At 32.7% G+C, this 25,454-nt stretch carries 25 protein-coding genes; 1 reads left to right on the top strand and 24 read right to left on the bottom strand.

Annotated elements, in window-relative coordinates; all coding sequences use genetic code 11:
• Positions 1–3: 3 nt before the first annotated feature.
• From CCE28_RS03245 to lpdA, 13 genes are all read right to left on the bottom strand, one after another.
• Complete coding sequence (locus CCE28_RS03245) at positions 4–1,380, bottom strand: DVU_1553 family AMP-dependent CoA ligase (RefSeq protein ID WP_176461641.1); 1,377 nt, start codon at positions 1,378–1,380, stop codon at positions 4–6.
• Between the two features lie 39 nt (positions 1,381–1,419).
• Positions 1,420–2,709, bottom strand: a complete 1,290-nt coding sequence (locus CCE28_RS03240) for a radical SAM protein (RefSeq protein WP_176461640.1) — start codon at positions 2,707–2,709, stop codon at positions 1,420–1,422.
• A complete protein-coding gene (trsS, locus tag CCE28_RS03235) occupies positions 2,693–4,057 on the bottom strand; it encodes a radical SAM (seleno)protein TrsS (protein ID WP_095130947.1) in 1,365 nt (454 codons plus the stop codon). Before trsS ends, CCE28_RS03240 begins: the two co-directional genes overlap by 17 nt.
• Positions 4,058–4,063: 6 nt before the next feature.
• A complete protein-coding gene (locus CCE28_RS03230) occupies positions 4,064–5,377 on the bottom strand; it encodes a 2-hydroxyacyl-CoA dehydratase (RefSeq protein WP_095130945.1) in 1,314 nt (437 codons plus the stop codon).
• Positions 5,378–5,382: 5 nt separating this feature from the next.
• Positions 5,383–6,093 carry a class I SAM-dependent methyltransferase gene (locus CCE28_RS03225; protein WP_095130943.1) on the bottom strand — a complete coding sequence of 237 codons (711 nt, stop codon included), beginning with the start codon at positions 6,091–6,093 and terminating at the stop codon, positions 5,383–5,385.
• Positions 6,094–6,104: 11 nt separating this feature from the next.
• Positions 6,105–7,031 (bottom strand): SufB/SufD family protein, encoded by a 927-nt coding sequence (locus CCE28_RS03220; RefSeq protein WP_095130942.1) that lies wholly within the window; start codon positions 7,029–7,031, stop codon positions 6,105–6,107.
• Positions 7,024–7,755 (bottom strand): ABC transporter ATP-binding protein, encoded by a 732-nt coding sequence (locus CCE28_RS03215; protein WP_176461639.1) that lies wholly within the window; start codon positions 7,753–7,755, stop codon positions 7,024–7,026. The genes CCE28_RS03220 and CCE28_RS03215 overlap by 8 nt, the downstream gene beginning before the upstream one ends.
• Before the next feature lie 51 nt (positions 7,756–7,806).
• On the bottom strand, positions 7,807–8,607 hold the full coding sequence (locus tag CCE28_RS03210; RefSeq protein WP_095130938.1) for an acyl-CoA dehydratase activase: 801 nt from the start codon (positions 8,605–8,607) through the stop codon (positions 7,807–7,809).
• Between the two features lie 53 nt (positions 8,608–8,660).
• Positions 8,661–9,902: a 2-hydroxyacyl-CoA dehydratase family protein gene (locus CCE28_RS03205; RefSeq protein WP_176461638.1), complete on the bottom strand. Its 1,242-nt coding sequence runs from the start codon at positions 9,900–9,902 to the stop codon at positions 8,661–8,663.
• Positions 9,903–10,086: 184 nt separating this feature from the next.
• The gene (locus CCE28_RS03200) at positions 10,087–11,235 is read right to left on the bottom strand and encodes a 2-hydroxyacyl-CoA dehydratase subunit D (RefSeq protein ID WP_095130934.1); all 1,149 of its coding nucleotides are present in this window, start codon (positions 11,233–11,235) and stop codon (positions 10,087–10,089) included.
• Between the two features lie 57 nt (positions 11,236–11,292).
• Positions 11,293–11,478, bottom strand: coding sequence for a DUF7479 domain-containing protein (locus tag CCE28_RS03195; protein ID WP_095130932.1), 186 nt, complete (start codon positions 11,476–11,478; stop codon positions 11,293–11,295).
• A gap of 54 nt (positions 11,479–11,532) precedes the next feature.
• The gene (locus CCE28_RS03190) at positions 11,533–11,784 is read right to left on the bottom strand and encodes a hypothetical protein (protein ID WP_095130930.1); all 252 of its coding nucleotides are present in this window, start codon (positions 11,782–11,784) and stop codon (positions 11,533–11,535) included.
• A gap of 30 nt (positions 11,785–11,814) precedes the next feature.
• On the bottom strand, positions 11,815–13,227 hold the full coding sequence (lpdA, locus tag CCE28_RS03185) for a dihydrolipoyl dehydrogenase (RefSeq protein ID WP_095130928.1): 1,413 nt from the start codon (positions 13,225–13,227) through the stop codon (positions 11,815–11,817).
• Between the two features lie 396 nt (positions 13,228–13,623).
• Between lpdA and CCE28_RS03180 the strand changes: the two genes are divergently transcribed.
• Positions 13,624–14,262, top strand: a complete 639-nt coding sequence (locus CCE28_RS03180) for a TetR/AcrR family transcriptional regulator (RefSeq protein WP_095130926.1) — start codon at positions 13,624–13,626, stop codon at positions 14,260–14,262.
• 521 nt (positions 14,263–14,783) lie between these two features.
• Here the strand turns inward: CCE28_RS03180 and CCE28_RS03175 are convergent.
• The 11 genes from CCE28_RS03175 to CCE28_RS03125 all read right to left on the bottom strand — a co-directional run bounded on the left by CCE28_RS03175 (position 14,784) and on the right by CCE28_RS03125 (position 25,320).
• Positions 14,784–15,488, bottom strand: coding sequence for a GGDEF domain-containing protein (locus tag CCE28_RS03175; protein WP_207652846.1), 705 nt, complete (start codon positions 15,486–15,488; stop codon positions 14,784–14,786).
• A gap of 725 nt (positions 15,489–16,213) precedes the next feature.
• Complete coding sequence (locus CCE28_RS03170; protein WP_141228310.1) at positions 16,214–16,600, bottom strand: S-Ena type endospore appendage; 387 nt, start codon at positions 16,598–16,600, stop codon at positions 16,214–16,216.
• Between the two features lie 501 nt (positions 16,601–17,101).
• The gene (locus CCE28_RS03165; protein WP_095130920.1) at positions 17,102–17,470 is read right to left on the bottom strand and encodes an S-Ena type endospore appendage; all 369 of its coding nucleotides are present in this window, start codon (positions 17,468–17,470) and stop codon (positions 17,102–17,104) included.
• Positions 17,471–17,533: 63 nt separating this feature from the next.
• The gene (locus tag CCE28_RS03160; protein WP_176461636.1) at positions 17,534–17,875 is read right to left on the bottom strand and encodes a DUF3992 domain-containing protein; all 342 of its coding nucleotides are present in this window, start codon (positions 17,873–17,875) and stop codon (positions 17,534–17,536) included.
• A 381-nt stretch (positions 17,876–18,256) separates the two neighbouring features.
• Positions 18,257–18,709, bottom strand: coding sequence for an S-Ena type endospore appendage (locus CCE28_RS03155; RefSeq protein WP_095130916.1), 453 nt, complete (start codon positions 18,707–18,709; stop codon positions 18,257–18,259).
• Between the two features lie 271 nt (positions 18,710–18,980).
• Positions 18,981–20,408 carry a Na+/H+ antiporter NhaC family protein gene (locus CCE28_RS03150; RefSeq protein ID WP_095130914.1) on the bottom strand — a complete coding sequence of 476 codons (1,428 nt, stop codon included), beginning with the start codon at positions 20,406–20,408 and terminating at the stop codon, positions 18,981–18,983.
• Between the two features lie 143 nt (positions 20,409–20,551).
• A complete protein-coding gene (locus tag CCE28_RS03145; RefSeq protein WP_095130911.1) occupies positions 20,552–21,040 on the bottom strand; it encodes a flavodoxin family protein in 489 nt (162 codons plus the stop codon).
• Between the two features lie 135 nt (positions 21,041–21,175).
• Positions 21,176–22,054: a CPBP family intramembrane glutamic endopeptidase gene (locus CCE28_RS03140; protein ID WP_095130909.1), complete on the bottom strand. Its 879-nt coding sequence runs from the start codon at positions 22,052–22,054 to the stop codon at positions 21,176–21,178.
• A gap of 24 nt (positions 22,055–22,078) precedes the next feature.
• Positions 22,079–23,401 (bottom strand): saccharopine dehydrogenase family protein, encoded by a 1,323-nt coding sequence (locus CCE28_RS03135; RefSeq protein WP_242972878.1) that lies wholly within the window; start codon positions 23,399–23,401, stop codon positions 22,079–22,081.
• A 90-nt stretch (positions 23,402–23,491) separates the two neighbouring features.
• On the bottom strand, positions 23,492–24,856 hold the full coding sequence (locus tag CCE28_RS03130; RefSeq protein WP_095130905.1) for a Na+/H+ antiporter NhaC family protein: 1,365 nt from the start codon (positions 24,854–24,856) through the stop codon (positions 23,492–23,494).
• A 251-nt stretch (positions 24,857–25,107) separates the two neighbouring features.
• The gene (locus CCE28_RS03125; protein ID WP_095130903.1) at positions 25,108–25,320 is read right to left on the bottom strand and encodes a hypothetical protein; all 213 of its coding nucleotides are present in this window, start codon (positions 25,318–25,320) and stop codon (positions 25,108–25,110) included.
• Positions 25,321–25,454: the final 134 nt, after the last annotated feature.

Here is a 25,454-nt window from a genome sequence, read left to right as displayed (position 1 = left end):
ACCTTATCTTTCGATTTTTTCAAAATGTAAAATACGTTTTTTTTCATACACAAATGGTTTCAAACTGTTTGGTTCTAATAATTCTATACTAGGTTCATGGCTATTTTTAAAAGCTTCCAGCTGTAAAATTTCTTCTATAAGTTGCTCCTTAACTTTTACTTCATCAACACCCCATTCGTCTAAATCCACTGTTTCAACTTTCAGGTAAAGTCGATCTTCTTTCATAAAAGCTTGATAATCAACAATTTCTTCTACATTGAAAATGGCTTCCTCTAATATAGGTGGATTAATTTTCGTTCCCCCAGGAAGTTGATAACTACCTTCAAGACGAGACACTATATGCTTCATAACTTCTAAGTCATAACCACACTCTGGTTTTTCTAAAGCAGATATATCACCTGTTCTAAAACGAATAAGGGGCATAGCATCTCTTGCAATAGATGTTAAGACTAGTTCACCTATTTCGCCTTCAGGTAGCAATTCTCCTGTTTCGGGATCGACTACTTCTGCAATAACATCTAACTCATTGTAATGATATCCATCACAAATATCACAATCAACGGCCAGTCCCCATCCCATTTCAGTCAAACCATAATGTGTTGATACACGGCAATTCCATGTTTTTTCTAGATACTCCTTCATAGGACTAGAGATGTTACCCATTGTCAAAAATAGAACTTTAACGCCTAAACTTGATAAATCTATTTTCTTTGCCATTTGTTTTGTCACGCGATAAATTGTAAATGCATCGCCAAACCACACATTAGATTTGTTTTCCTTACAAACCTTTATTGCATCTTCTGCTGATGTTGACATGTCAGATATGCAAGCTCTCATGCCAAAGCTCATAAGACCTGACGCCAACATGGCTGCAATCCCTCTACCTTCTCCATTAGGTAAAAATATTTGGGCACAACATTTATCTCGATCTTCCACAGTTTCCATCCCTCGTGGCAAGAAGTCTAAGATTTTTTGTACATCTTTTTTAGAAAAATAAATCCTCTTTTTGATTCCTGTTGTCCCTGAACTATGGAATGTAACAGGTTTTTCCACATCTCTTTGGGATGTACATAAAAATTGAAAGTTCTGTCCTTCACTTCTTAAATCATTCGGAAAGGTAAACTGTAATTTAGAAATATCTTCTAAACTCTTAATATCTTCTGGTTTAATACTAAGTTCATTTAATTTATTACGGTAAAACTTGCTGTTCTCATAAACATGTTTCACTGTTCGTTGTAATTGAAACAACTTATATTCTTGAAACAAATCGTAAGTTATTTCATCAAAATTTTTATTTGATACAATGGCCTGAAACTCATCATCTTTTTTTATTCTATTTGCACACAGTTCAAATAATCCTTCTTGTAAATGTACACTCATCATCTATCTCCTTTGACAAATCTATAATCAACATTAAATTTATGAAATTCCACTATATAGTTTTTCTCCCTTTGTACTTGTCACATATTTAGTACAAAGAGGAATAATTCGTTCATCTTCACTTATAATACAAAGACGACATTGTCTAAGTCTTTCAACATCTATATTCCAAACATCCTGAAAATGCATACCACCAATGGTTAGGGTTTTCATCTTAGAATATCTCCAGGATCTCTTATTAAATTCACTTACTTTTTTCGCACTATCTTCGTTTATACCTCTTGGCCCATACTTAGTCACAGCTTTTAATGTATTGTCCTTATTAAGCGCATAAAGTGCATTAAAAGAACATAGGGCATGTTCACTTCCTGCCGGCATAAAATGTACCTTCTTAACTTCGCCACAGGTCTGTTCTTCCAAGCAACTTAACACACCAGGAATGGTGATACGCTCATCATTTGAAGGTGCAGTGGGATAATTGCCAAAAAAGCTCACAGGCTGAAAATAAACCCCTCTTACCGTTGGCATATTCTTCTTAGCAATCTCAATGATTTCCCCAAGACTACTATCATTAACCCCCTTCATGACAACAGGAACTAAAACAACACCAATCTCAGCAGTCTTACAATTCTCAATGGCTTTAAGTTTTACATCCAACATTTTTCGTCCATATTTTTTTTCATAAACTTTATCACTAAATCCATCAAACCCTAAGTAAATGACTGTTACACCGCTTTCTTTAAGTGCTTTTAAGAAATCTAAATCCTTTGAAATGCGAATCCCATTCGTATTCAATTGAATATGGTCAAATCCCATTTCTCTTAATCCTTTAGCCAATTCAGGTAAATCATCTCTAGTGGTAGGTTCTCCACCACATAACTCAATAGGATGTTCTGATGAAAAAGTGTCTTGATAGTGACTAGCCATATTAAGCAATTCTTCATTAGACGGCTTGTAAACACCTTGTTGGCCATCTTTTGTAAAACAGATTGGACAATTCACATCACAAACATTAGTTGTCATCAACGCAGCAGTAGAAATATTCTGAACATGATCACTGCAAATTCCACAGTCATGAGGACAATTGTGAGTGGTAGGTCTAGGGTTACTATTTACATTTTGATCCCTTGCCTCTCCACCATACTCAATCCATTCTAAATAATTTTCTTTAGTGTCCTCCCATACAAGGGTATGAAATTCACCATGTTCTTCACAAACTTTATACATATACATGGCACCGTTTTTCTCATAAATGGAAGCCTTTATTGTCTTTAAACAATCAGGACAAAGACTTTTAGTTTCTCTAACAACATTATTTATTAGACTCATAACAACAAACCCCCTCTTCATACAGCCTTCTACCCTTAGTATCTGTTAGGTAATTTAGGCAAAGAGGTATAGTTGTTAAGCTTTCATGAATCACACTTACACAGCACCCTTTCACACGATTAATATCGATATTCCATACATCCTGAAAAGGCATAGCAGAAATACTTAAACTATAAGTTCTTAAACGCTTGCTAAATGTGGCAAGTTCACTGTCTTTATTACTAGCCTCTACACTATTTTGCTTCCAATATTTCTCTGTGAAATTATTAGTATTACGTGCAAATTTTTCCATTTTAGAATTAGACATGACTGGTACCTTAAGACTAATATTTCCGTCTCTTCTTGTCAAAGCCACAAGATTGTTATCAAAATTCAAATAGTAAGTCGAACTGAAAGAACAGTAAGGACTCTTTTTCTTACGTGGTACAATATAATCAGCTATAATTTCCCTATCCGTTTGAGTTTCTAAGTCATGAATCAAATCAGGAATTGTATAGCGATTTTCGTGATTTTCTGTCATTTCATAACGACCAAATGTACTTGCTGGCTGAAAATGAATCCCTTTTACCGTAGGCATATGTGCTTTTGCAAATTTAACAATCTTTCCGATTTGATCGTCGTTCTCTTCTTTAATGATGACCGGAACAAGCATGACACCAATTCCTGCTTTTTCGCAATTCCCAATACAGCCTTTCTTAACATCTATCATTTTACGATTTCTAATTTTTTCATATATTCCATCATCAATGCCGTCAAACCCAAGATAAATCAAATCCGTTCCCGCATCTGCTAAACTCTTTACATAGGCTAGATCAGAAGCAAGACGTATACCATTACTGTTCACTTGAACATGTTTGAAACCAATTTTCTTAGCATAGCTAACAATCTCAGGTAGATCATCCCTCAAGGTTGGCTCCCCTCCAGATATCTGTAGAGAGCAAAAGCCTTGTGTCTCTGCAACATAATCAATCATTTCTTGAATTTTAGATAAAGAAAGGTTGTCGCCTATAGCATTAGCACTTGCAAAGCAGACACTACAATTCATATTACAACGTTTAGTCACTTCAATAACTGAAGTACAAGTAGAACCTCTATGTTCATTACAATATCCACAATCATAAGGGCATTCTTTTTCGGTAGGATGACCACCCTCATTACGAGGTGCATGTTCTGAATACTTTCCCCACTCTTGATAAGTAGATGCATCTGACCAGATAAGTACTCTTACTTTACCATGGTCGCTACAGGTCTTATCCATATATATCTTTCCATTATCTTCAACAATATCTGCATCGATACGTTTAAAACAATAAGGGCATAAGCTCTTCGTTACATCCAATATTTTCATTAGTCTTTACATCCTTTCTTTTATGACCTCTACCAAACTCTCTAGCTTCATTGAATGATTGAGCCCCATCTTTTGCCAGTTATGAATTGATAAATAATAGGCTTTATTCTTATGATCCAAGTTCTCCATAATTAAAGTTTGGTTGCCACCTAGAGCCCGGTCATTCTCAAACTGTCCAAATAAAAAAACATCTAAACTATAATCTTCAATAATTTTATCTATAAACCGACGTTTATCTTCTAATTCTGTCAGCATTTTATATCTAAAAAAAGGACTAAGACATCTATCAAAGATGCTCGCAGAAGGTATAGGCTCAGGGTCACTCGCATACATACTCGATACAACAACTGCTGCATTATGTTCTCTAAAAATACGATCCATATGGGCATTAGTAAATGGAAGATGCATACATCCAATTCTAATCGGATTTTTCATAATATATGCATCCCCCTTCATCTTTTCCTTTAGCTCCCTTACGAACAATTTCAATATATTTTTTGCTTTATTATGATGATCTTCTAAGTAAATGAGATTTAAAATGTTCAGGATCGAGATTTCATTAAAGGTCACATATACATGTGGTGACTTTAGCGTCAGTGTCTGAATCTTATTTAATAAAAGATTAATTTCAAGATTGCCTTGATTCATTTTCTCTAAAGATTCTATTACCCCTTCTTCCGATGCCCCTGTCATCTCCATTAAAAAACCGGTTAATGCGGTCTTCAAATACTCTTTTTGATTTTCATAGGTTATACCATGAATCTGAGTAAGATTATAATGAGGTATCCCATGTTCAATTTCTAATAGCTCCCCAACTTTGTGAATTTCATCACAATATCCTAGACACGTGATGATACCATTTGGTTTCAAATAAAAAGGATTATGATAAAGGGTTTCTCTCGATAAATTTAAACCACAACGTTTACAGTGATTAGGCCCTTCTCCACCTATTTGATGATATACATCAAAAATGATACCTGCCAAATAAATTAGTATATACTCTGATGAACTCACATGAAGCTTCTCAGTCAATTGACTCACCACTCCAGGTATTGCATTAGGCATAGGAATTGCTATCTGAATCACGCTCTGCTCCCCATCTTCAATTTTCCTAAAATCTGAAAACACACATGTAAACAACTCTTTTAAGAGCATCCTAATACTTTTAAAAGATAAATCAAAATTAACATTCAAATTCTTTGCACATTTTTCAATATGATCTTCTGTTAAACTAAGTATCTTTTGGAACCTACTGATTTCATTACTATATAAAATTATCTCTTCATCATTAAATCCTAACTGTTTTAATAGTCTTTTCATATTCATCACACTTTTTTAAATATTAGTTGCCCATAGCTTACTTTTGCTCGATTAAAAAAACATTGACTTCTTTGCACAGAATCTTCAGAATTCCCAAGAATTTGTGCAAATAAAGCTGCCATCTCCATTGGTGTACATTTATATTCTTTAGACAAATGCAAAGTTGTACGGACAATCTCACTGTAACGGTCTTCAGCCAGCACAACCTTAAACCCTTCCTCTTTGAAATAATTAACATATTCTTCAATAGTTCCGATTGAATTGAAGCAAGGAATAAAATCCATTTCTTCCATTACCATCCCCTCAACCTTTTCCTTAATAACAAAATCATTAATAATAACATGTCCACCCGGTTTTAGAGTCCTATAATATTCTTTAATTGCCTTATCCTTTTCTTTTAATAACGAAAAGGCCGCTTGAGAAAAAACAAGGTCAAAAAAGTCATTATCATAAGACAAACCATAAACACTACCAACTTGAAAATCAATGTTTTTATGTTTTTCCCTAGCTTTTACAATATAATCTTCTAATAGATCAATCCCATATCCTGATGCACCTGTATACTCACAAGCGTAAGCGATACCGTCACCAAATGAACAACCTGCTTCTAGAATTCTACTTTCCTTAGTCAGTTCAATTCTACTGATACTGTCTTTCAGTAAATCCATACGTGTTGGTCGTTCTCCAAATATTTTTATAAGTTTCTCTTGTCCCATAATCTATACCTCTATTTCAAAAATCCATTAATAATGGTCTCTTCTGATTCTTTTTCAGTCATTCCTAAAGTCATTAGCTTAATAATCTGTTCTGCTTCTATTTTTCCTATAGCCGCTTCGTGAACTAAATTTGCATCTGCATGAAATGCTGATACTACAGGTTTTGAAATGACTTTAGCCTTATCCATAATGATTGCATCACATTCAATATGACCTCTAGATGCATTATTACCTACTAAATCAAAGGTATATGTCTGCTCTGAATTGTTCCTTGCTACGGATCTTGAAACAATCTGTGCAGATGAGTCTTTACCATCTAAATTTACAACAATATCTGATTTAGCAATCTGATCATCTTCAGTCATTAACCGTTCACTAATGATCAACTTAGCACGATCTTTAAGTATAACTTTAGTGTCTCTATCGGATTTATTGACACCACCTAATTGAACCATTTCAAGGGTTACTGTGGCATCCTTTTCTATATGAAAAATTGTCTTTGGATTCAAAACCTTTGAAGTTTCCACCGTTCCACTTGCATAATGGGTCTCAATATAAGTCACTTTGGCCCACTTTCCTATATGAAACTCATGGATACCATTATGTTCTGACTTGTTGCTCTCATTGCCCTCATTATGAAGACCACATCCTGCTATAATAGTCACATCAGCACCACCACCAATATAAAAAGTATTATATACAGTCTCTGAAATATCTTCATTCTCAATGATTACAGGCATATGAAGACTTTCTTTCTGACACTCACTAGATATGCGAATATCTAAACCTTCTACATCCTCTTTCGAAGTAATTAAAATGTGCTCCGTACTATTCATTGAAACAACTTCACCATTTTTACGTATACTATGAGCTCCCTGGGGTATTTCATGCAGTTGCGCTATTTTTTTCATTAAATTAGTTGTTACATTATTAATCATAAAGCAGCTCCCTGTTAATACATTTTATTTTATCTTCATAATCACGTTCACCATTCATATGTTTGGTAAATGACTCTTGATTATAAACATGTTCAATTCGGCCATTTTTCATATAAATCACATAATCAGTCATTGCTAAAAGTCGTTCCTGATGAGAAATCATAATAATCGTTGTTTCAAAATGCTCATGTATATTATTGATTGTCTCTATGAAACGTTTGAAGCTCCATAAATCAATGCCCGCTTCCGGTTCATCTAAAATAAGAACTTCAGCATTCCTCGCTAAAACAGTGGCAATTTCTATTCGCTTAAGCTCTCCACCAGAAAGAGTGCCGTCCATGCTTCGATTTAGATAAACCCTTGCATCCAAACCAACAAAGGACAATAGCTCCACTTTGTTGTAAGGATTTCTGCTATTTTTCATAGCAATATCTAAAAGTTCCGAAACTGTGACACCTCTAAATAGGACCGGACTTTGAAAAGAATAGGCAATATGCTCTCCTGCTCGTTTTGTAATGTTTAGGGAATCAATGCAGTTCCCATCCAAATATATATTCCCTGAACTTTGTTTATGAATACCTGCAATAATCTTTACCAATGATGATTTACCACTTCCATTAGGTCCAGTTATTGCATACATTTTATTTTTTTCAAAATTCATAGAAATGTTATTTATAATTTTCTTTCCATCTGCCTGCCAGCAAATATTATCTAATTCAAGCATTACGTACTCCTTTATATAAGTATTCATTAAGATTATTCATAAATTATATAATTATTTCTGTTCTTTGTATTTTGCAATGGCAATCATAGCAGCACCTAGTGCAGCAGTATTCTGTGGGTTTTGAACCGCAATAACCTCTTTATTCAATATGTCTGAAAAAGCTTTTCTAACCCCTTCATTATTGGCAACACCACCAGAAAAAATGATAGGCTCCTTATATCTGATTTGTCCTGCCTTACCCATAGCTATAACTCTTTTGGCTACAGACAGTGCCATACCCATGGCAATGTCCTCACTGGGAATACCCGTTGACAACATAGATATAATTTCACTTTCTGCAAAAATGGTACACATACTACTGATTGCTGGAGGATTTGTCGCCTTTAAACACATAGGTCCTAATTCATCCATATCAATACTTAATAAACGATTTGTCAAAACTTCAAAAAAACGCCCTGTTCCTGCAGCACATTTGTCATTCATTTCAAATTTCTCGATAATTCCTAAATCGTCAATTGCTATAACCTTACTATCCTGACCACCAATGTCAATAATCGTACGTGTTCCCGGATATAATTTAACAGTCCCTTTTGCGTGAGCTATAATTTCTGGTGTAACATCATTTGCCATTGAAAATGAACGTCTACCATATCCAGTGGATACGATATAAGCTATATCTTCTTCTTTAATCCCTGATTCTTCCAAAGCTTCATAAAAAACTATTTTACCACTTTTATCTCTATCAAATAATGTATCTGTTAACTTAAAGGCTAACATATTACCTGCTTCATCTGTAATAACACACTTACTTGTTGTTGATCCAATATCAACACCTGCAAAATATTTTCCCACAAAATCACCTCTTTTTTTTCAGGCAGCCTACATCTGCAGACTGCCTGAAATAATTACTTACTTGCTTCTTTCTTAAGTTTTATAACCTGTGCAATACTTTCAATACGTGTTCTAAGGGCTTCTGGACTGTAATCACGATCATCCCAGAAATCAGATTCCATGTAGAAAGTAGGAACACCTGTTTCTTTTTCAATTAACTTAGCAGCCATCTTATGATGAGCTCCTAACCATCTATCAAAGTCAAAGAATCCAAGTAACAGACCATCAAAAGGTTTATTTGATTCAACCTTATCAATCATATTGGCTACTTCATAACCCATATTTTGTCCAAATGACATCTTTAACCAAGCTTCTGCTGTTTGCTTGAATGGATCTTCAAAGCGTGAAGGCTTTAACTGGCTCTTAGCAGGTGTAAATGTTAAACTAAATGTTGTTCCTATACCATTTTCATCAAAAATTTTATCAACCCATGGCACAGCGAATGGTACAAAGTAAGAACCTAGTTTTGGTGCATCCTTAGGTAATACACCAGTACCTGCTTTACGAGCTTTCTTACATTCTCTAATCATAATATCCATTGCTTCTTCCATATACTTTTGTCCTGAGTTAAATGGTATAGCCATAGGTTGGCCGAAATTTGTAAGGGCACTTCCGTGAATAACCTGGGGGTTACTCTTACATACTAATGATACTAATTGGCTATATTTAAACGAATATTTAGCTTGATCTTTAACTGCTTGAGCTAAATGTTCATCACTAACATCAATACCGATAATTTTTTCGATTTCCTTTTGTCCGTCTTTTAATACTTCAGCTAAATATTCAACTCTTTCGTCATCTTCATCATCAACATGACCATATGGTGTATCATGTGGAATTCTAGAAACAACATATTTCCAGTCTTCACCGTAAAGCCCTGCAATGTACTCATCAGTTTTTGGACCTTCATCACAATTAAGTCCCCATGACCAGATAACATCTGGTGATGGAATAATGTTATTGGCTTTTGCACCAATACGTGTTTTGTTTAATGCACAGTGACGGCAACCATAAGTCATACCATCTTCTTCAGCTTTATACAAATAATCATCTACCTTGTGGAAGATACCGTTTAGAATAGTTACTAAATGAATGTCAGGGAATGTAACAAATACTTTATCCTTTCCTGCAGCTTTAATAGCGTAATAATTAGTACTGATTGCAGGGATAATTCCATATACGATTTTAACACCATCTTCTTTATATTGATGAAGCTTTGAAATTTCAATTGCTTCCCTAATATATGCACCAAGCATTTTTCTGATACCTAAGTATTGAATATCCCAATGCTCAGGAATCCATTCATCTTTTGCATAGGCAACATCTTCTTCTGTTAATCCAAGCTTCTTTGATCCTTCAATCCATAGAGGAAGTAATTCTTCAATTTCGCTTTCATCAAATGCACAAAGCTCTAGGAATTCTCTATAAACTTTTGACATGTTATTTTCCCTCCTTTACAGCTTCAATGAAACTTTCAATACGTGTTTGTAATGGCCCCATTGCTTCTCTTGAGTATTCATATGAAGATTCTAACTTAAGTAATGGAATACCAGCTTCACTTAAACGCTTAGCAAGTACAGTATGCTCCATGTCATAGATTTCATCAAATGACAATTGATACCATATTACTGCGTCAACTTTATATTCTTTAACAATTTCCATAAGAGACTCATATCTATCATTCCATGCTGGTTGGAACATATTTACAGCAATCTTATCAAGATATTTAGCTTGGTGAATATTCTCAATCATATCCCCTTCTGTGGCAATATCATTTCTATACCAACGAAGGCCATCATCAAACATGTCTGCTACAATCTTACCGCCTGCTTCTTCAATTAATCTAGGAACAGTATAATCCCCTTGAGCAACGATATGACCTGCAAATAAAATACGTGGTCCGTTAACAGTGTTACCTTCAGAAGTTTTAGCTTCTTCATAGAATTTTTCAAGATAGTCAAGAGCTACTTCTGGTCTAGCCTTATATGTAAAATGATTAAGTTTAATAAAATCATGACCGCTAATTTTAGGATTATCTTCTTTTCTTAATTCATCAAGTTCTCTAATCACTTTTCTAATTTTATTAGATTTTTCAACTTCAGCTTTTAATACTTCATTAGTGATTTCGTTTCCTGTTTCATCTTCAAGACGTTTCTTTAATTTTTCTAAAGAACGCTTAAAATATTTTCTAGCAAAATCTTTCTTCCATTCAACAGGAACACCCACTTTATAAACGGGTAATCCGTGGAATTCCATTAACTCTGAAATACGCCCAACATGACAATCTAACTGTTGTGCAACAATTAAATCTGCAAATGGTGTTACAGGGTCTAATCCCATTAGGTTATAACCTGCTAATGATCTTGCATAAGGATTCATGAAACGTAACATATCTTCAAGTACAGCATCTGGTGGCTCAGGCTCTCCACCTTTAATCATGAAATATGGTTCTGCACCTGCAGCATAAATCATTTCTTCTGGTACATATTGTCCAATGTATTCAATGACCTTTTTTCCCTCATCTTTAGCTTTTCTAAGCTCAGCTGGTCTCTCATTGGCAACAGTTTGAAAGTCTTTTAAAATTGACATATTATCCCCCCTTGATCTATTTATAAAGATACATTATATATCTTTACTTTCTAATACTTATTTGCTTTCAAGCATAGTTTCAGATCCATTTAATTCATCTACAACAACACTTTCTTCCAAAAACTCAATTCCGCATACAGAACATCTTAACCCTTCTGCTTCTGGTAAATCTATATCTTGATATTTCATTTGAATATCAAATTCTTCTTCCATTTCAACATTACATTTACCACACTTATACATTCTTTTCACCTCCAAAATCTCAAATCACGTATTTCAAAAACTTGCTTAATACTTTTACTCAAATTCGTGTCCTAATAGAACGCGGTGGGCATATACAGTCTTGATCGTATATGTTTCTCCATCTTTTTCGTAAGCAACATATGGACAAAAATTGTCTAAACGTGCTTTCGCTAGAATACTTTCATCTTCAGCAATTAAAAATGTCTTTTCTGCTTCAGCCTTTTCTATTACAGCCTGAACGTCTTCTTTAGCAACTCCTCGCTCACTCATCAAATCTTTAACTTCACTTGAAATAATGATTTCCATTTTCTTTCCTCCATTTTTTATGTGTTTCTTTTATTTATGAAATGCTGTGCCAAGGGCTTTCTTAGCACACTCCATAACAGCTTCTGTTAATGTTGGATGGGCATGAATGGTTGTTGCCATCTCCTCAACAGTGGTGCCCTTCTTAATGCACATAGCAAGTTCTCCAATAAGGGAGCTAGCTTCTGTACAGTATAAAATTGCACCAATAATCTTTCTAGAATCTTTATCAATAGTCATTTTCATAGCACCAACTGTCTCTTGCATAGTGGCTGCTTTTTCATTAGCACTCATTTGAATATATCCTGTAAGTACATGAATGCCTCGTTCTCTTGCTTCATCTTCAGATAATCCTACTTTAGCTATTTCAGGAACTCCAAATATAATCCATGGTAGTACACTATAATCAAGGGTTACTTTGTTACCACAAATATTTTCTGCCGCAATAACGCCTTCATTCTGTGCTTTATGAGAAAGCTGTGGACCTGCTACAATATCTCCAACTGCATAGATACTTTTGACACCCGTCTGCATATGTTCATTGATAACAATTTTACCTCTTTCAATCTTAACTTCGGCAACGTTTTCAAGACCTAAATCATAAATATTACTTGTACGACCTATACCTACTAAGACATTTTCTGTCTCTAATATTTCACCATTGTTTAAATAACTTTTTACTTTTTTGTCTTCAACAATCTCAACTTTTTCAATCTTAACATCTGTCAAAACTGTAATTCCTTCTTTTTCTAGATGTTCTGCCACTAGTTTACTCATACTAGCATCTTGTAAAAGTGGTGAAACATCTTTAGCCGCTTCAATAATAGTTACCTTACAACCCATAGCATTATAGATTGTAGACATTTCAATTCCTATAGCCCCTGCACCAATTACAACCATATCTTTTGGCACTTCCTTAAGGGTTAATGCTTCATCAGAAGTAAAAACATTCTTTCTATCAATATTAAAAGCTGGAATCATACTTGGCTCTGATCCTGTTGAAATAACAATACCATCTTTAGCAGTTACTTCCTGAACACCATCTTTACCTGTCAATTTAACTCTATGACCATCTAAGATTTCAGCTTTTGTACCTACACGAAGTTCAATGTTATCCCTTCCGCCAATTACAAATTGCTTTAATCCAAAATTTAATTGCTGTACGATTTTGTTTTTACTAGCCATAACACGTTTAAAGTTCACATCAAAGTCTTTAACTTCAATTCCAAATTTTTTTGCTTTTTTAATGTCTTCTAAAGCACGAACACTACGAAGCAAAGCTTTTGTAGGAATACATCCCCTATTAACACAAGTTCCTCCTGGTCCATCCTTACCTCGTTTATCAACTAAAAGAACTTTTTTTCCATTGTCAGCACATCTCAAAGCACAAGCTGTTCCACCACTTCCTGATCCTATTACAATTACGTCAAAATCAAAAGTATTCATTATAACCTCCTTTATAATTTTCACAAAATATCTCTCCAGAATTTACACATGTGTAATCAAGGACATAAATAACTGTAAAATACATCATTTTAATAGTATGGATTGTTAATAGTATCACAATTAAGGCAAAAAATATATACCTTATCCAGCAGCAACACACGTTTTACACATGTGTAATTTACCATAATTATATATTCGCATTTACTACATGTCAACCTATTTGACAAGAATTTTCAAAATATTAAATCAAATGCATATAATCGTTATTACAGCTTATATAATCTTATATTTAACAATCAAATCAATTTATAGCTGCCATTGTAAAAATATGTTATACTAAATGTCATCCTAGCTTATTTGTTAAAAATATTTATTAATAAAGGAATGTGAGTTAAAATGAACGATACTGAATTAAAAATATACAATGCTGCTAAAGAACATTTTTATAAAAACGGCTATTACAATACAACTGTACGGGAAATAGCAAAATCTGCAGAGGTTAATTCCGGCTTATTTAATTACTATTTTCAAAACAAATACAATATCGCTAAAATGATGTATGATGACATATTCTACAATATTAAAAATCTTACATTACAATATTTTAATGACGAAAAAAATCCGGCCATTTTTATGGGAGTCATGATGCGTTTACATACCTATACTCTTTACAGCGATCCTATTGTCAAGTTTGTTATGGATGCCTTAAAAGAAGGTATTTTTGAAGATTCTATATTTTATACTACAGAAATATTGGTTAAAAATATCGCTGACTATTATAAAAGAAATTATACTGACGAAGCATTACATCTGCTGTTATCCATCACTATTGCTACTGAAAAAACATGTCTTACTCAAAAATACAATGGACGTATCAGCTATGATTTACACCAAATAGCCAATACTATATTAAAGATTCATCTTTCGGGTTTTGACTTAGACAAAGATGAAATTGCAAGATGTACTGAAAGCATCGTAGAGAAATTTGAATTCATCACAAGCAAACATCCTAATTTCGTTGATTTAATCATTTAGTTCTACATTCATCAGCCTTACTGTATTTGCTGTATTTTTTATAATACCATCTATTGTAGTTATTAAAGAAACGTTGAAATTGGGGGACTTAGCTAACATGAAATACTATTTTTATTTCCAATGCAAATAATTAAAAACTATAAATTTGTTAATATAATATATCAAAATCAGGTAGTAAAAAAATCTTACTTGAACTAATAGATTTGAAAGAAATCGGTATCATTATCAGTAGAACTTAAAAAAGTTGACTCCTGTTAAAGACAGAAGTCAACTTTTACTAACTTATGGGAATGAAAAAAAAGATGCTATAAAAAGTGAGTCCACTGAAAAACTTAGGTAAGTTTAAAAACTGAAAGAAAATAAGTTCAATAATTTTTGAAAAGGTTGATCATCAGAACATCCTATGATGTAAACAATTATGAACCTTCTATTTTAAATATCTTATACTTAACCTATAGCCTGATAGTGACTCCCTTTGAAAAAAGGTTCCATGGAAAATTCCATAAAACCCTTCTTTATTTTCATATTGCTCCCCCATGGGATACAGCATTTTTGCCCTTTTCCTTTGACATATATAATCCCTTATCAGCTACCTGAATAAGTTCATCCACAGTTCTTCCATCATGAGGATAAGAAGAAATACCTATGGAAATAGTAAACCTAGGATTACTATCACAACTCACATTCTGCCTTATTCTTTCCGCCACATACGTAGCCCCCTTATGAGAAATGTCTGGTAGCACTATTATAAACTCATCTCCACCATATCTACCTAGAGAATCTACATCCCTTATGCTTCTCTTACTAATATAAGCTAGATTCTTAATGGCCTTATCTCCTGTTATGTGACCATGTACATCATTTATTTTTTTAAAATTATCTATATCATACATTAAAACAGAAAACCTTTTCTCCAATTTAATAGATTTTCCAATAATATCTAATATGGTTGTCTTATTATAGGCCTGTGTAAGCGCATCCTTCTGAGCCTTGTTTAATAACCTTTCATTATGAAGTTTCATATGGAATAATTGTTTTTCAAATTCTAACTTACTAGATTTATTAGATAAAATCTTTTCTTTATTTTTATCCTTAATATTGATTCTTTTAAAGAAATACATATAAAAATAAAAATATGCCATGAACTTAAATAAAGTTGATATATATGAAAAAATTATTATATCTTTAAATATGATTAATACATAACTTATTAATAGATTTACCAAAGCCTGCCAAAAAATTTTTTCATCTTTCTTTACGAGGATAATATTAAATGAAATTAAGATAAGTATAAAAATGTTTTTTATTATGTTGGATATATTAAAAAATCCTATTAATTGAATTTTATATAATATAGTTGCTAGTAATATTGTTCCTATAAATATAATTACTTGTACACACCTGTATGTATTTTTACGAAATTTACAAATCAATGATATACTAATTGAAATCATTAACACAACTTCAGCCATATAGACCATTTCAGAAAGGTAAACATCTTCATTAAATACAAATGGAATAATACATAAAAGAAATGGTACAAAGAACATAATTCCCCTAACTTTAATATTTGTATTTAGTTTTTTACAAGTTATTGTGGAGAAAAAAATCAAAAAAGAAAAACATATAATTATTAAAAATATTATTTTATCCATAGTATAAAAGAACTGCCTCCTCCTTTTATATTGGTGTAATAGTCTGCTTTTCGAAAGTTTAAGTTATAATTAAAATGTCTTCTAAACTTATGTAATTCTACATAATTGTACAAATTTCCTCTCTTTTCACAATAAGAATATAATTCTTTTATTAAATAATTGTGCTTATATGAAATTATAAAAGTATAAATGAACAGGGATACTAAAATTTTTTTAATTTTAGCATCCCTAGTATTTTCTTAATTATTCAAATATACACTTTTATTCTTAACTGTCATTAATCACCTGATAAAAACCTAGCAACATTCGTAACTAACATTTAAACATAAATCTACTGTAACATCTACATTGCTTGCACTTGGCCTAATTACAATTGAATTAAGCACATCTGATGTAATAACAATTGAATCATTAAGATCTAATGTCAACCCTTGTGATACACCGTTTAAAAGTATATCTAAATTCCCATCAGTAAGTTCCGTTACTTCTAGCACTAGTGTTCCAGAAGTACTTACGACTCCATCGGCTTCCCATAGCGTTCGAGGGATATCAGGACCTATACCTGTATACGAATAGCATTGTTCAAAGCAGTCTTTATCCATTATTTTGTCACGACAACATATACAACTTTGTTCACAATATGAACCCATAAATAAACTCATCTCCTTTATTAGTATATTCACTTGCAAAACATTAATTTTTCTATAGTTATCAGATTCATTCCTCTTTTATATTCTTTATTTAAAAGAAGTAGCTTGTCCGTCTCTTCTGTTACTATAGGCTATGCACCATAGGCATATATGGTTACTATTCAGCTACTTTGTAATTTAGATAAAGTGAAGATGAATCTAAATAAAACCTAACGTTCATGAGACTTTTTAGATATGTATACTTTCACTACTTTAGACAAGAGATGATTCTTTGTACACACACCTACAGAATTATCTCTTATGAAAATTTATTTTTTAAGATATATTACTTAGAAAATTATCCTAGCAGCATTATAACTAACAGTTACACGTAAATTTACTGTAACATCTTCATTTATTAAATAATTCTACCTAAATAAAAATATAATTGAAAAGGCATATTATGAATTTAAAAACTCACAATATGCCTAGTATTTTCTTAATTACTACATATATACTTTTACTCTTAACTACCCCTATTTACCTGATTAAAGCCTAGCAACATTGATAACTAACATCTACACATAAGTCTACTGTAACTTCTACATCATCCTGACCTGCAGCAATTGAAATTTCATCAAGGTCATTTGAAGTTATAACAACTGAATCATCAAGATCTAATGTATCTACTGCTGTCATTTCACCATTTAAAAATAGAGCTATAGTAGCAGCGGCAGGACTAATTGCAGTGACTTCTAAAGCTAATGTTCCAGAAGGATTTGAGACTCCATCCGCTTCCCATAGTATTTGAGCACTATTGAAAGTACTATCTAGACTTGAAAATGTATAGCATTGTTCAAAGCAGTCTTTATCTATCACTTTGTCACTACAACATATACAGCTTTGTTCACAGTATGAATTCATAAATAAACTCATCTCCTTTAATAATTATTTATATCTTAACTATCCGATAAAATCGCTACTTTATTAGCAACGATCATAATGAATTATCATGCACATGTTAATTGCACAGGTACCTTGATCAGCATTACCACTACACATAACTTCAATCTCGTCAATTCCATCTATAGTTATTGCTCGCGACTCACCTTGGTTTAACGTAATTACTCTGGTAGTTCCATTATTTCTAGTCAAGGTAATTTGAATTGTTCCGCCTGCAGAACAAGCTTTAGTAAAATTAAATACTATAGTAGCACATGGATTTACTAACCCGTTTGCCATCCATATTATTTCATTCTCACCACAATCAGGCGTAAAGCATTTTTTTATTAAATTGGTTACTCTTTCTCGAGGTGAACATATACCCAAGATTCTCATCTCCTAACTTATTATTTTGAAATATGAATTATTAATAAATTTTAGTATACTTCTATTTATAAGAATAGGTTATCACTTACAAAACAATAATTGTCTTGTGGTGATCAAATGGTCCCTCTCTTATATTCTCTTTGGAAGAAGTAGATAGGTTGTTCCTTCTTCTACTGTAATATATGTCCCATAGGACTAAATGGTTACATGGTAGTAAAAATAATATTATCTTGTCCTAAATCCTAACTCTTATATGAAGGTCTCATCCTTATACCTCCATGATCTTCTTTCTAAAAAAAATAAATCCGCCCCAATTAAATACGAGACGGATCCTATGAATATGATTTTGTCTTTAAATATTCTCTTTGTTTAAGAATTAGCTTAGCACCATTCACAACAACAACAACAATCCTCCTTTTCGCATGGGTTAAAAGGGTAATGTACAATTAACGTAAAGCAACCTGAACATACCTGATCTTCTTCAGGTCCACAGCACTTTACTGCAATACTACGAACAAAACCTATTGTCAAAGTGAGTTCATCCTTTGGCAGCACAGTTTCTATACAAGTTTTACATTTTGTTCCCTTCTTTATTATTAATCTCATTTCGCAATCAGATGTATTAGTTACTTTGATTGTCCCTGATGTTGTTACTCTAATTCCTTTCCAAATAATTTTGGGACGGGAATTGCATTTTTGCCGAATCCTTCCACAAATTTTATCTGTTATTAATTGTTGTACCTTATGTCCTTTATCTTTTTCACACGGTGATGATCTTGAAGACACACAACGATCACTTACGGCGACTTTAGTCCAATAAGGCTGTTGATTCATAATTTATTAGCCTCCTCAGTATGTTCATAAAATTTTCAATATACAATTTTAATCACATCCACAAATGATTGTATTTAATTTTAACTTATCACACTATATACTATGACTTTTTTATAAGAATAGTGATTATTGTCCTTTTATCATCTCTCAGGTCATGTTAAAATATTTTTTGGAAAAAGCTACAAAAAAAAAGACGGAACCTAGGTTCCATCTTTTTAGATTATTAATAAAATATAATTTAAATTTCCACAAATAAAATCTAACTAACAAACTATCCTATAAACCCAACTACAATATACAACACAAAGGCTATGGCAGAACTTAGTAATGCATAAGGTATTTGGGTCTTAACATGATCAATGTGATCTGATGCAGATGCCATTGAAGCTAATATGGTCGTATCAGAAATAGGTGAACAATGATCTCCCATTATGGCACCTGATACTACGGCACCTATACTTGCATAAATGTTTGCATCCATAGCCACTGCCATTTGTAATGCAATTGGCATTAATATGGCAAAGGTTCCCCAACTAGTTCCCGTTGAGAAGGCCATTATACAACCTAATATGAATATAATAGCTGGACCAAAGGCTCCACTTACTTTTCCTGCCACTAAGCTTGCCAAGTATTGTCCTGTTCCTAAATCAGAAATAGAATTTCCTATAGCAAAGGCAAATATTAAGATAGATGCTACAGGTACCATTCCACCTATACCTTTATATAGATAATCCATGTATTCATTTAAAGTTAAGATTTTCTTTCCTATATATAAAACTCCACAAAATGCCACTGCTGCAATTACTGCCCAGTATACTGATGTGGATCCTGATCCTTCCATCATGTTTCCTTCACCAGTAATATACAAACTAATAGGCATCATTCCGATTAAGACTATTAATGGTAATATCATATTCCACATGTTAGGAGTTACCCCTTCTTTCACGGGTACTTCCGTTGCGTCAGTAGAAACTAATGGTGTAGCTCCCTTTCTTAAAACTTCTCCAGTCCTAGCCCTTTCTTCGGCTTTTTTCATAGGACCCCAATCCTTCTCAGTTAATATATAATAAAGTACTGATAATATTGCTATTATGGAATAAAACTGATATGGTATACTCTTTGCTAATATGCTTGTAGGATTTCCTGAAATTACTCCTGATGATACTTGAACTCCTATAATTCCAATTAATGTGGCACCCCATCCATTTAAAGGAATTAGCCCGCATACAGGTGCTGATGTGGAGTCACATATATATGCTAACTTTTCCCTTGAAACGTTATACTTGTCAGTAAGTGGTCTTGCCACAACTCCTGATGTTAATATGGTTATGGATGATTCTATAAAAACTACAATTCCAATAATATAAGCTAATAACATAGCTCCTTTTCTGTTTTTTACAGTCTTTCTCTTTTCTGTCAAAAACTCAACAAATCCAGCCACTCCACCAGATGCCTGTATTAAAGTTATGATTCCTCCTACTAAGAATGAAAACAATATGGTCTTTGTTATCCATCCTTCCTGAAATATTACTACAATTCCTGATAAAGATTCATTTAATGCGGTTATAAAGTTCCAGTCTGCCAAAATAAGTTCTGCCACATAAATCCCCGCAAACAAGGATATAAATACTTGTTTCGATCGAATAGCCAAGGCAATGGCTATAATCGGGGGCAGTATAGTTAAAAATCCATATTCCACTACGCACTCCTCCTTCTTTTTATTTTTTCTATTTTAACAGATATACACTCATAAATCTAGTAAAAAATGTCATATATTTATAATTTATTGAAAATTCTGTACATTTATTCATACTAACTAAAAAAGAGCATACTCATGCCCTTTTATATGATACTCTCTTTAATTTCCTTAGCCCATTTTTTAGCTTCTTCTAAATCCTTATCTTTATTATTCTTAAGTGGATCCTGAAAATCTATTTGGCCTAAATATTTATTTTCACCTAAATCTTCTTTGAATCTTTCAAAGACCTTTCCCTTACCTCCACCGTGGCAGCAGAATAAGGCTATATTCTTATTCTTAATATTAACCTTAGATAAAAAAGCTCTAAAGGCAGGAGCATAGGACCATGCCCATACGGGAGTTCCCATATATATTAAATCATAATCATTTGGATTTTTATCAATACTTTCAAGTTCAGGTATTTTCTTTGTCATTACTTGCTTTCCACCCCAGAAATATTTCATAAACCCACTTTTTTTAGGCTCTTCTAGCGGTTTTAACTCTAATAAATCTGCACCTACCTCTTTAGCAATGCCCTCTGCAATATACTTGGTATTACCCTCAAAGGAGTAAAATACAACTAACTTTTTCATAATAAACCTCCCAATATTATCCTATTATTACCATTATACCCATTTATTTTAGTAACATTCTATAATTTCTTCTTAACTAAAAAAAGACTAATATCACTTTATTTTTAGCAATATTAGCCCTAGATGATCCAATTATTAGGCGCCACTATACATACTCATTATGAGCATACTCATAAGAAAGAATATACATCCTATAGTTATAAGTGGACCATTTATGATTTTCTCCTTAGAAAATACTTCTTTATTTTTAAAGGATATATCCACTTTATATTTTTTACTTAAGTATTTCATCAATTTAACAGCCATAAAAATTCCCATAGTACTAACTATAAAATAAATTAATAGTTCATTATTACTTATATTAAAATCCATCTCGTCTGTTGATGGTTCCGATAATAAATTTAACACTTCTGGAAATCCATTGTTTGTAAAATGTATAAACATGGATGATAATATGGATCCAGTTATTCTTACCACATAAGTCATTACTATACCTGCTATGAATGTGTGGGTAAACTGAAAAAAGTTCATATGAAACATTCCAAATAATAGACCATTCATAAAGGCTGCCACATGAATACTTTTATCCCTATATCCATCAAGGACAATTCCCCTCATAACCAATTCTTCAAATAGGGCTGGAAACACTACGGTGCTTATAATAAGTACATACATATTTTCAATGGGAAAATCCATTAGCTCTTCAATCATTTCACTACCACAAAACTTTTCAAATATAAATATAACACTTAACTTAGTTGGTAGGACACTAATCCATATTAAAAATAGAATGAGGTAAGTTTTCATGTCTATTAATTTAAACTTAGACAATATGGCCCTTCTTCTCTCCTTATTTTTATATAAGTAAATAGCACAAGGTATAAAGGCACCTATTGGCAATAGTGCCCATTGGGGAGTAAAGAATCCAACTATCATTAGCCATATAATAGTCTTTAGCAAAAACATGTTTGCCTTATACATATTTCTCTCTTCTACTTTTGTCTCTATCTCCAATTGTCGCCCCCCTAAACTAATACCTTAAAATGCAGGCTGTGCTGCCTTTTGTAGTATTTCATTTATCTCTACTGACTTTTTATTTTTCATATATTCAGAGTTCATTTCCACTATACTATGTCTAAAGTTAACTTCATTCATAAGCTTCATATAAGGTATAGGATCAAAGGCTTCTGGCGAGTATACTCCTGGCTTTTTCCATATACCTCGCCCAAGTAGCTCTATGGCTATAGTTGCTCCTATGGCCGTTTGGGCTACTACTGCTTGGCTGTTAAATCTCTCAAAGGCCTCTTCCTGTTCATAGGGTTGATATATGAAAATTTCCCTTTTTAGTCCATCCTTAATCCCCTTACAATGAACTCCCACACACATTTTACCTTCATAACTATCATCTATCTTATCAGGCTGTGGTAATACGGCTGCCACCACATCCCTAGGTTTTATCATTTGATTTTTATAATTAATCTCCTTTAAACTTCTCATTCCTAATTTATCTATCATCTTAAGGGCATCTATTAACCCATCATCAAGGGCTATTTTATAAGTGCATTTCCTAAGACCATATTCCTTTAAAAACTTAGGCATACATACAACTTCTTCATGCTCTATTTGGTATATTTTTTGATAACCTATTCCCTCTGGAAAATTAAACAGTTCTTCTCCTGAAAAGGGTGGATAGGCTGTATAACCAGTGTCTTTATCCCAAACTACACTTGGATTTAAACACTCATCTAATATAGTCCATACATTAAATCCAAAGGCCAAATCATCTTCATTATTTTTCTTACTGATATTACAACCATCCTTCACATGAAGTTCATGTAATTCATCAAACAAGTGCTGTGCTGCAAATTTGGCAAATACATTTACAACTCCTGGATCTATCCCAACACATATTATGGCCGTCTTACCATTTTTCATCCATTTGTCATGGGCATTAAAATTATGATCTGTCATGAAGGGATCATATACCTTTTTAGCCTCCATTGATTCTTTAATATCAAACTTAGGTAAAGACCAAGTTCCCATATTTAAAAAATCAACATTCATCTCATGGGCCACATCAAATAAGGTCTCTGCTAAAAATGGAGGTGAAGCATCAAATAAACAATCACAATCATATTTTTTAATAATCCCTCTTAATTGATCTTTGTTAGACGCATCTAGGCCCTCTCCATAAGCCTTAACTTTTGAGCCTTTGTAAAACTCTGTCATTTCCTTGGCCTTTTCATAATCATAATCGGCAAATACAATAGACTCAAGCCAGTTGGAATCTCTACTTCTTTCCTCTAAAAATTTTCCAACAACTTCTCCAACGCATCCACATCCTACAAGTAGTAAACGCACATTCCCAGTCCTCATTTCTTTATTGGATTTTATTGATAATTAATTATAAACCTCTCATTTTCAAAAGACAATAACTTTATTTTTTCCTATTTAATTATATGTTCTTACTTTCCATTTGATTAAAAATGCACCCATTAAAGTTATTAAAGGAAATAGATAACAAAGTACTGCATAGGGAGCATATTCCAGGGCTGATATGCCCGTTACACCAAGTATAATAAGGGCATTTATATTAATAGGTATAATGGGAGCTATTACAGTTCCCGTATCAGATATGACCCTACCTAATACTTCCTTATCCATATGAAATTCTTCAAACTTTTCTTTAAATACCTTACTAGTAATAACTATACCCATAGTCTGATCGCAGGTTATTAAAGTAATTAGCATACTAGTAAGAGAGGCCCCTAATACGGCACTTCTAGGACTCTTTATCTTAACTATGATAATATTAAAGAGTTCATCTATAATACCACTCTTTCTTAAAACCTCACCTAATGTGACTACCATAACTACTATACAAACTACCTCTATCATAGAATACAATCCACCACTTTTTAGAACATCAGAAAGTATTCCTAATGAATCGGAACTATATCCCTTATACATGGTATACAATATATCTTTAAACGCCACCCCCTGCATATAGAAACTAACTAGACTTCCTCCTAGTAAACCTATTAATACAATGCCTAATAGATCTATTCCAAGGACAGATAAAACTAACATACATAGGGGAAACAAAAATAAATAGGGAGATATATTAAATCCATTTTTAATACTCTCTTGATACATAACTATATTATCCACATTAGAAACACCATACTTAGTTCCCATATAATAATAGATAATTAAAGTTATTATATACACGGGTAAAAAGGTAGTCATCATCCTCTTCATCATATCCTTATACTTGGCATCTATCACATACATACTAATATTTAAAATGCCTGATATGGGTGATAACTTATCTGATATAAATGATGCGGATACAACCACACCAAGGATTACTCCCATGGGTACACCAAAGCCCTTAGCCACACCTAATATGGCCACACCTACAGTTCCTATAGTTCCTATAGCGCTTCCTATAAATACGGACATGAAGGATATGATTAAAAAGGACATGAACAAAAAGTTCAATCCCTTCATATACTCAAATCCATAATACATAATAGTAGGTACAACTCCAGATAAAAGCCATATGGATACATTTGCTCCAATTAAAAGTATAAATAAATATAGCTTCTTGTACTCTAACATTTCCCTAATAACTTTCTTATATAATTTTATTAAATCATACTTCTTCCTATGAAGAAGTAATCCAACTAATAAGTTACTAATGATAAATCCATATAATAGGGACTTTCCTAAATACAATACTACTCCTACAGAAAGTACTATTATGAAAAAAACTAAAATTAACTCGGTCTTTGTAAATACATCCTTTTTCATAGTTTCTCTACCTCTACTTAAAAATAAACTTTATATATTGTTCCATATGCAATTACATATCCCTTTATTCTTTACAAAATCTTCATAAAATTTTAATGTTCCAATAAATTATGGTAAAAAAAAAGAGGTTTTATCCTCTTTTATACTAATCTTTAATTAATGTTCTTCTTAACCTATAACTTTAACTTGAACATTATCATTATTTAAATTTATACTTAAATATTCTTTGGTCTCAAAGCTTAACAACAACTTTAACATTCACTTTTAGGTTTTTTAAAGAAAAACAACCTATAGACAACTCCATGAGCTAATGCTATTAAAATACATTTCTTATATACATCTAGTGCATAGTCCATATTTAGATTCAAAACTGCACCCTTATAAAAACTTGCCATTACTACCCAAGACCCTATAGCTAACCATATTTGCCACGACAACCTAAAGTACCCCTTAAAAAACCTCATGTCATATCCTCCCCTATATTGAAGTTAAAGAGTAACCTTCACTTTAACATAAACTTTATATTATTCTAGTCATTATATTCAAACAATATTCATGTTCATGTTCACGTTCTGGCCTAACATCAGCAGTTCTAAAT

It is taken from the genome of Anaeromicrobium sediminis (assembly GCF_002270055.1).
GTDB classification, from domain to species: Bacteria; Bacillota; Clostridia; order Peptostreptococcales; family Thermotaleaceae; genus Anaeromicrobium; species Anaeromicrobium sediminis.
Note: the sequence above shows the minus strand (reverse complement) of the source record. Positions and strands in the feature narration are given on the sequence as shown.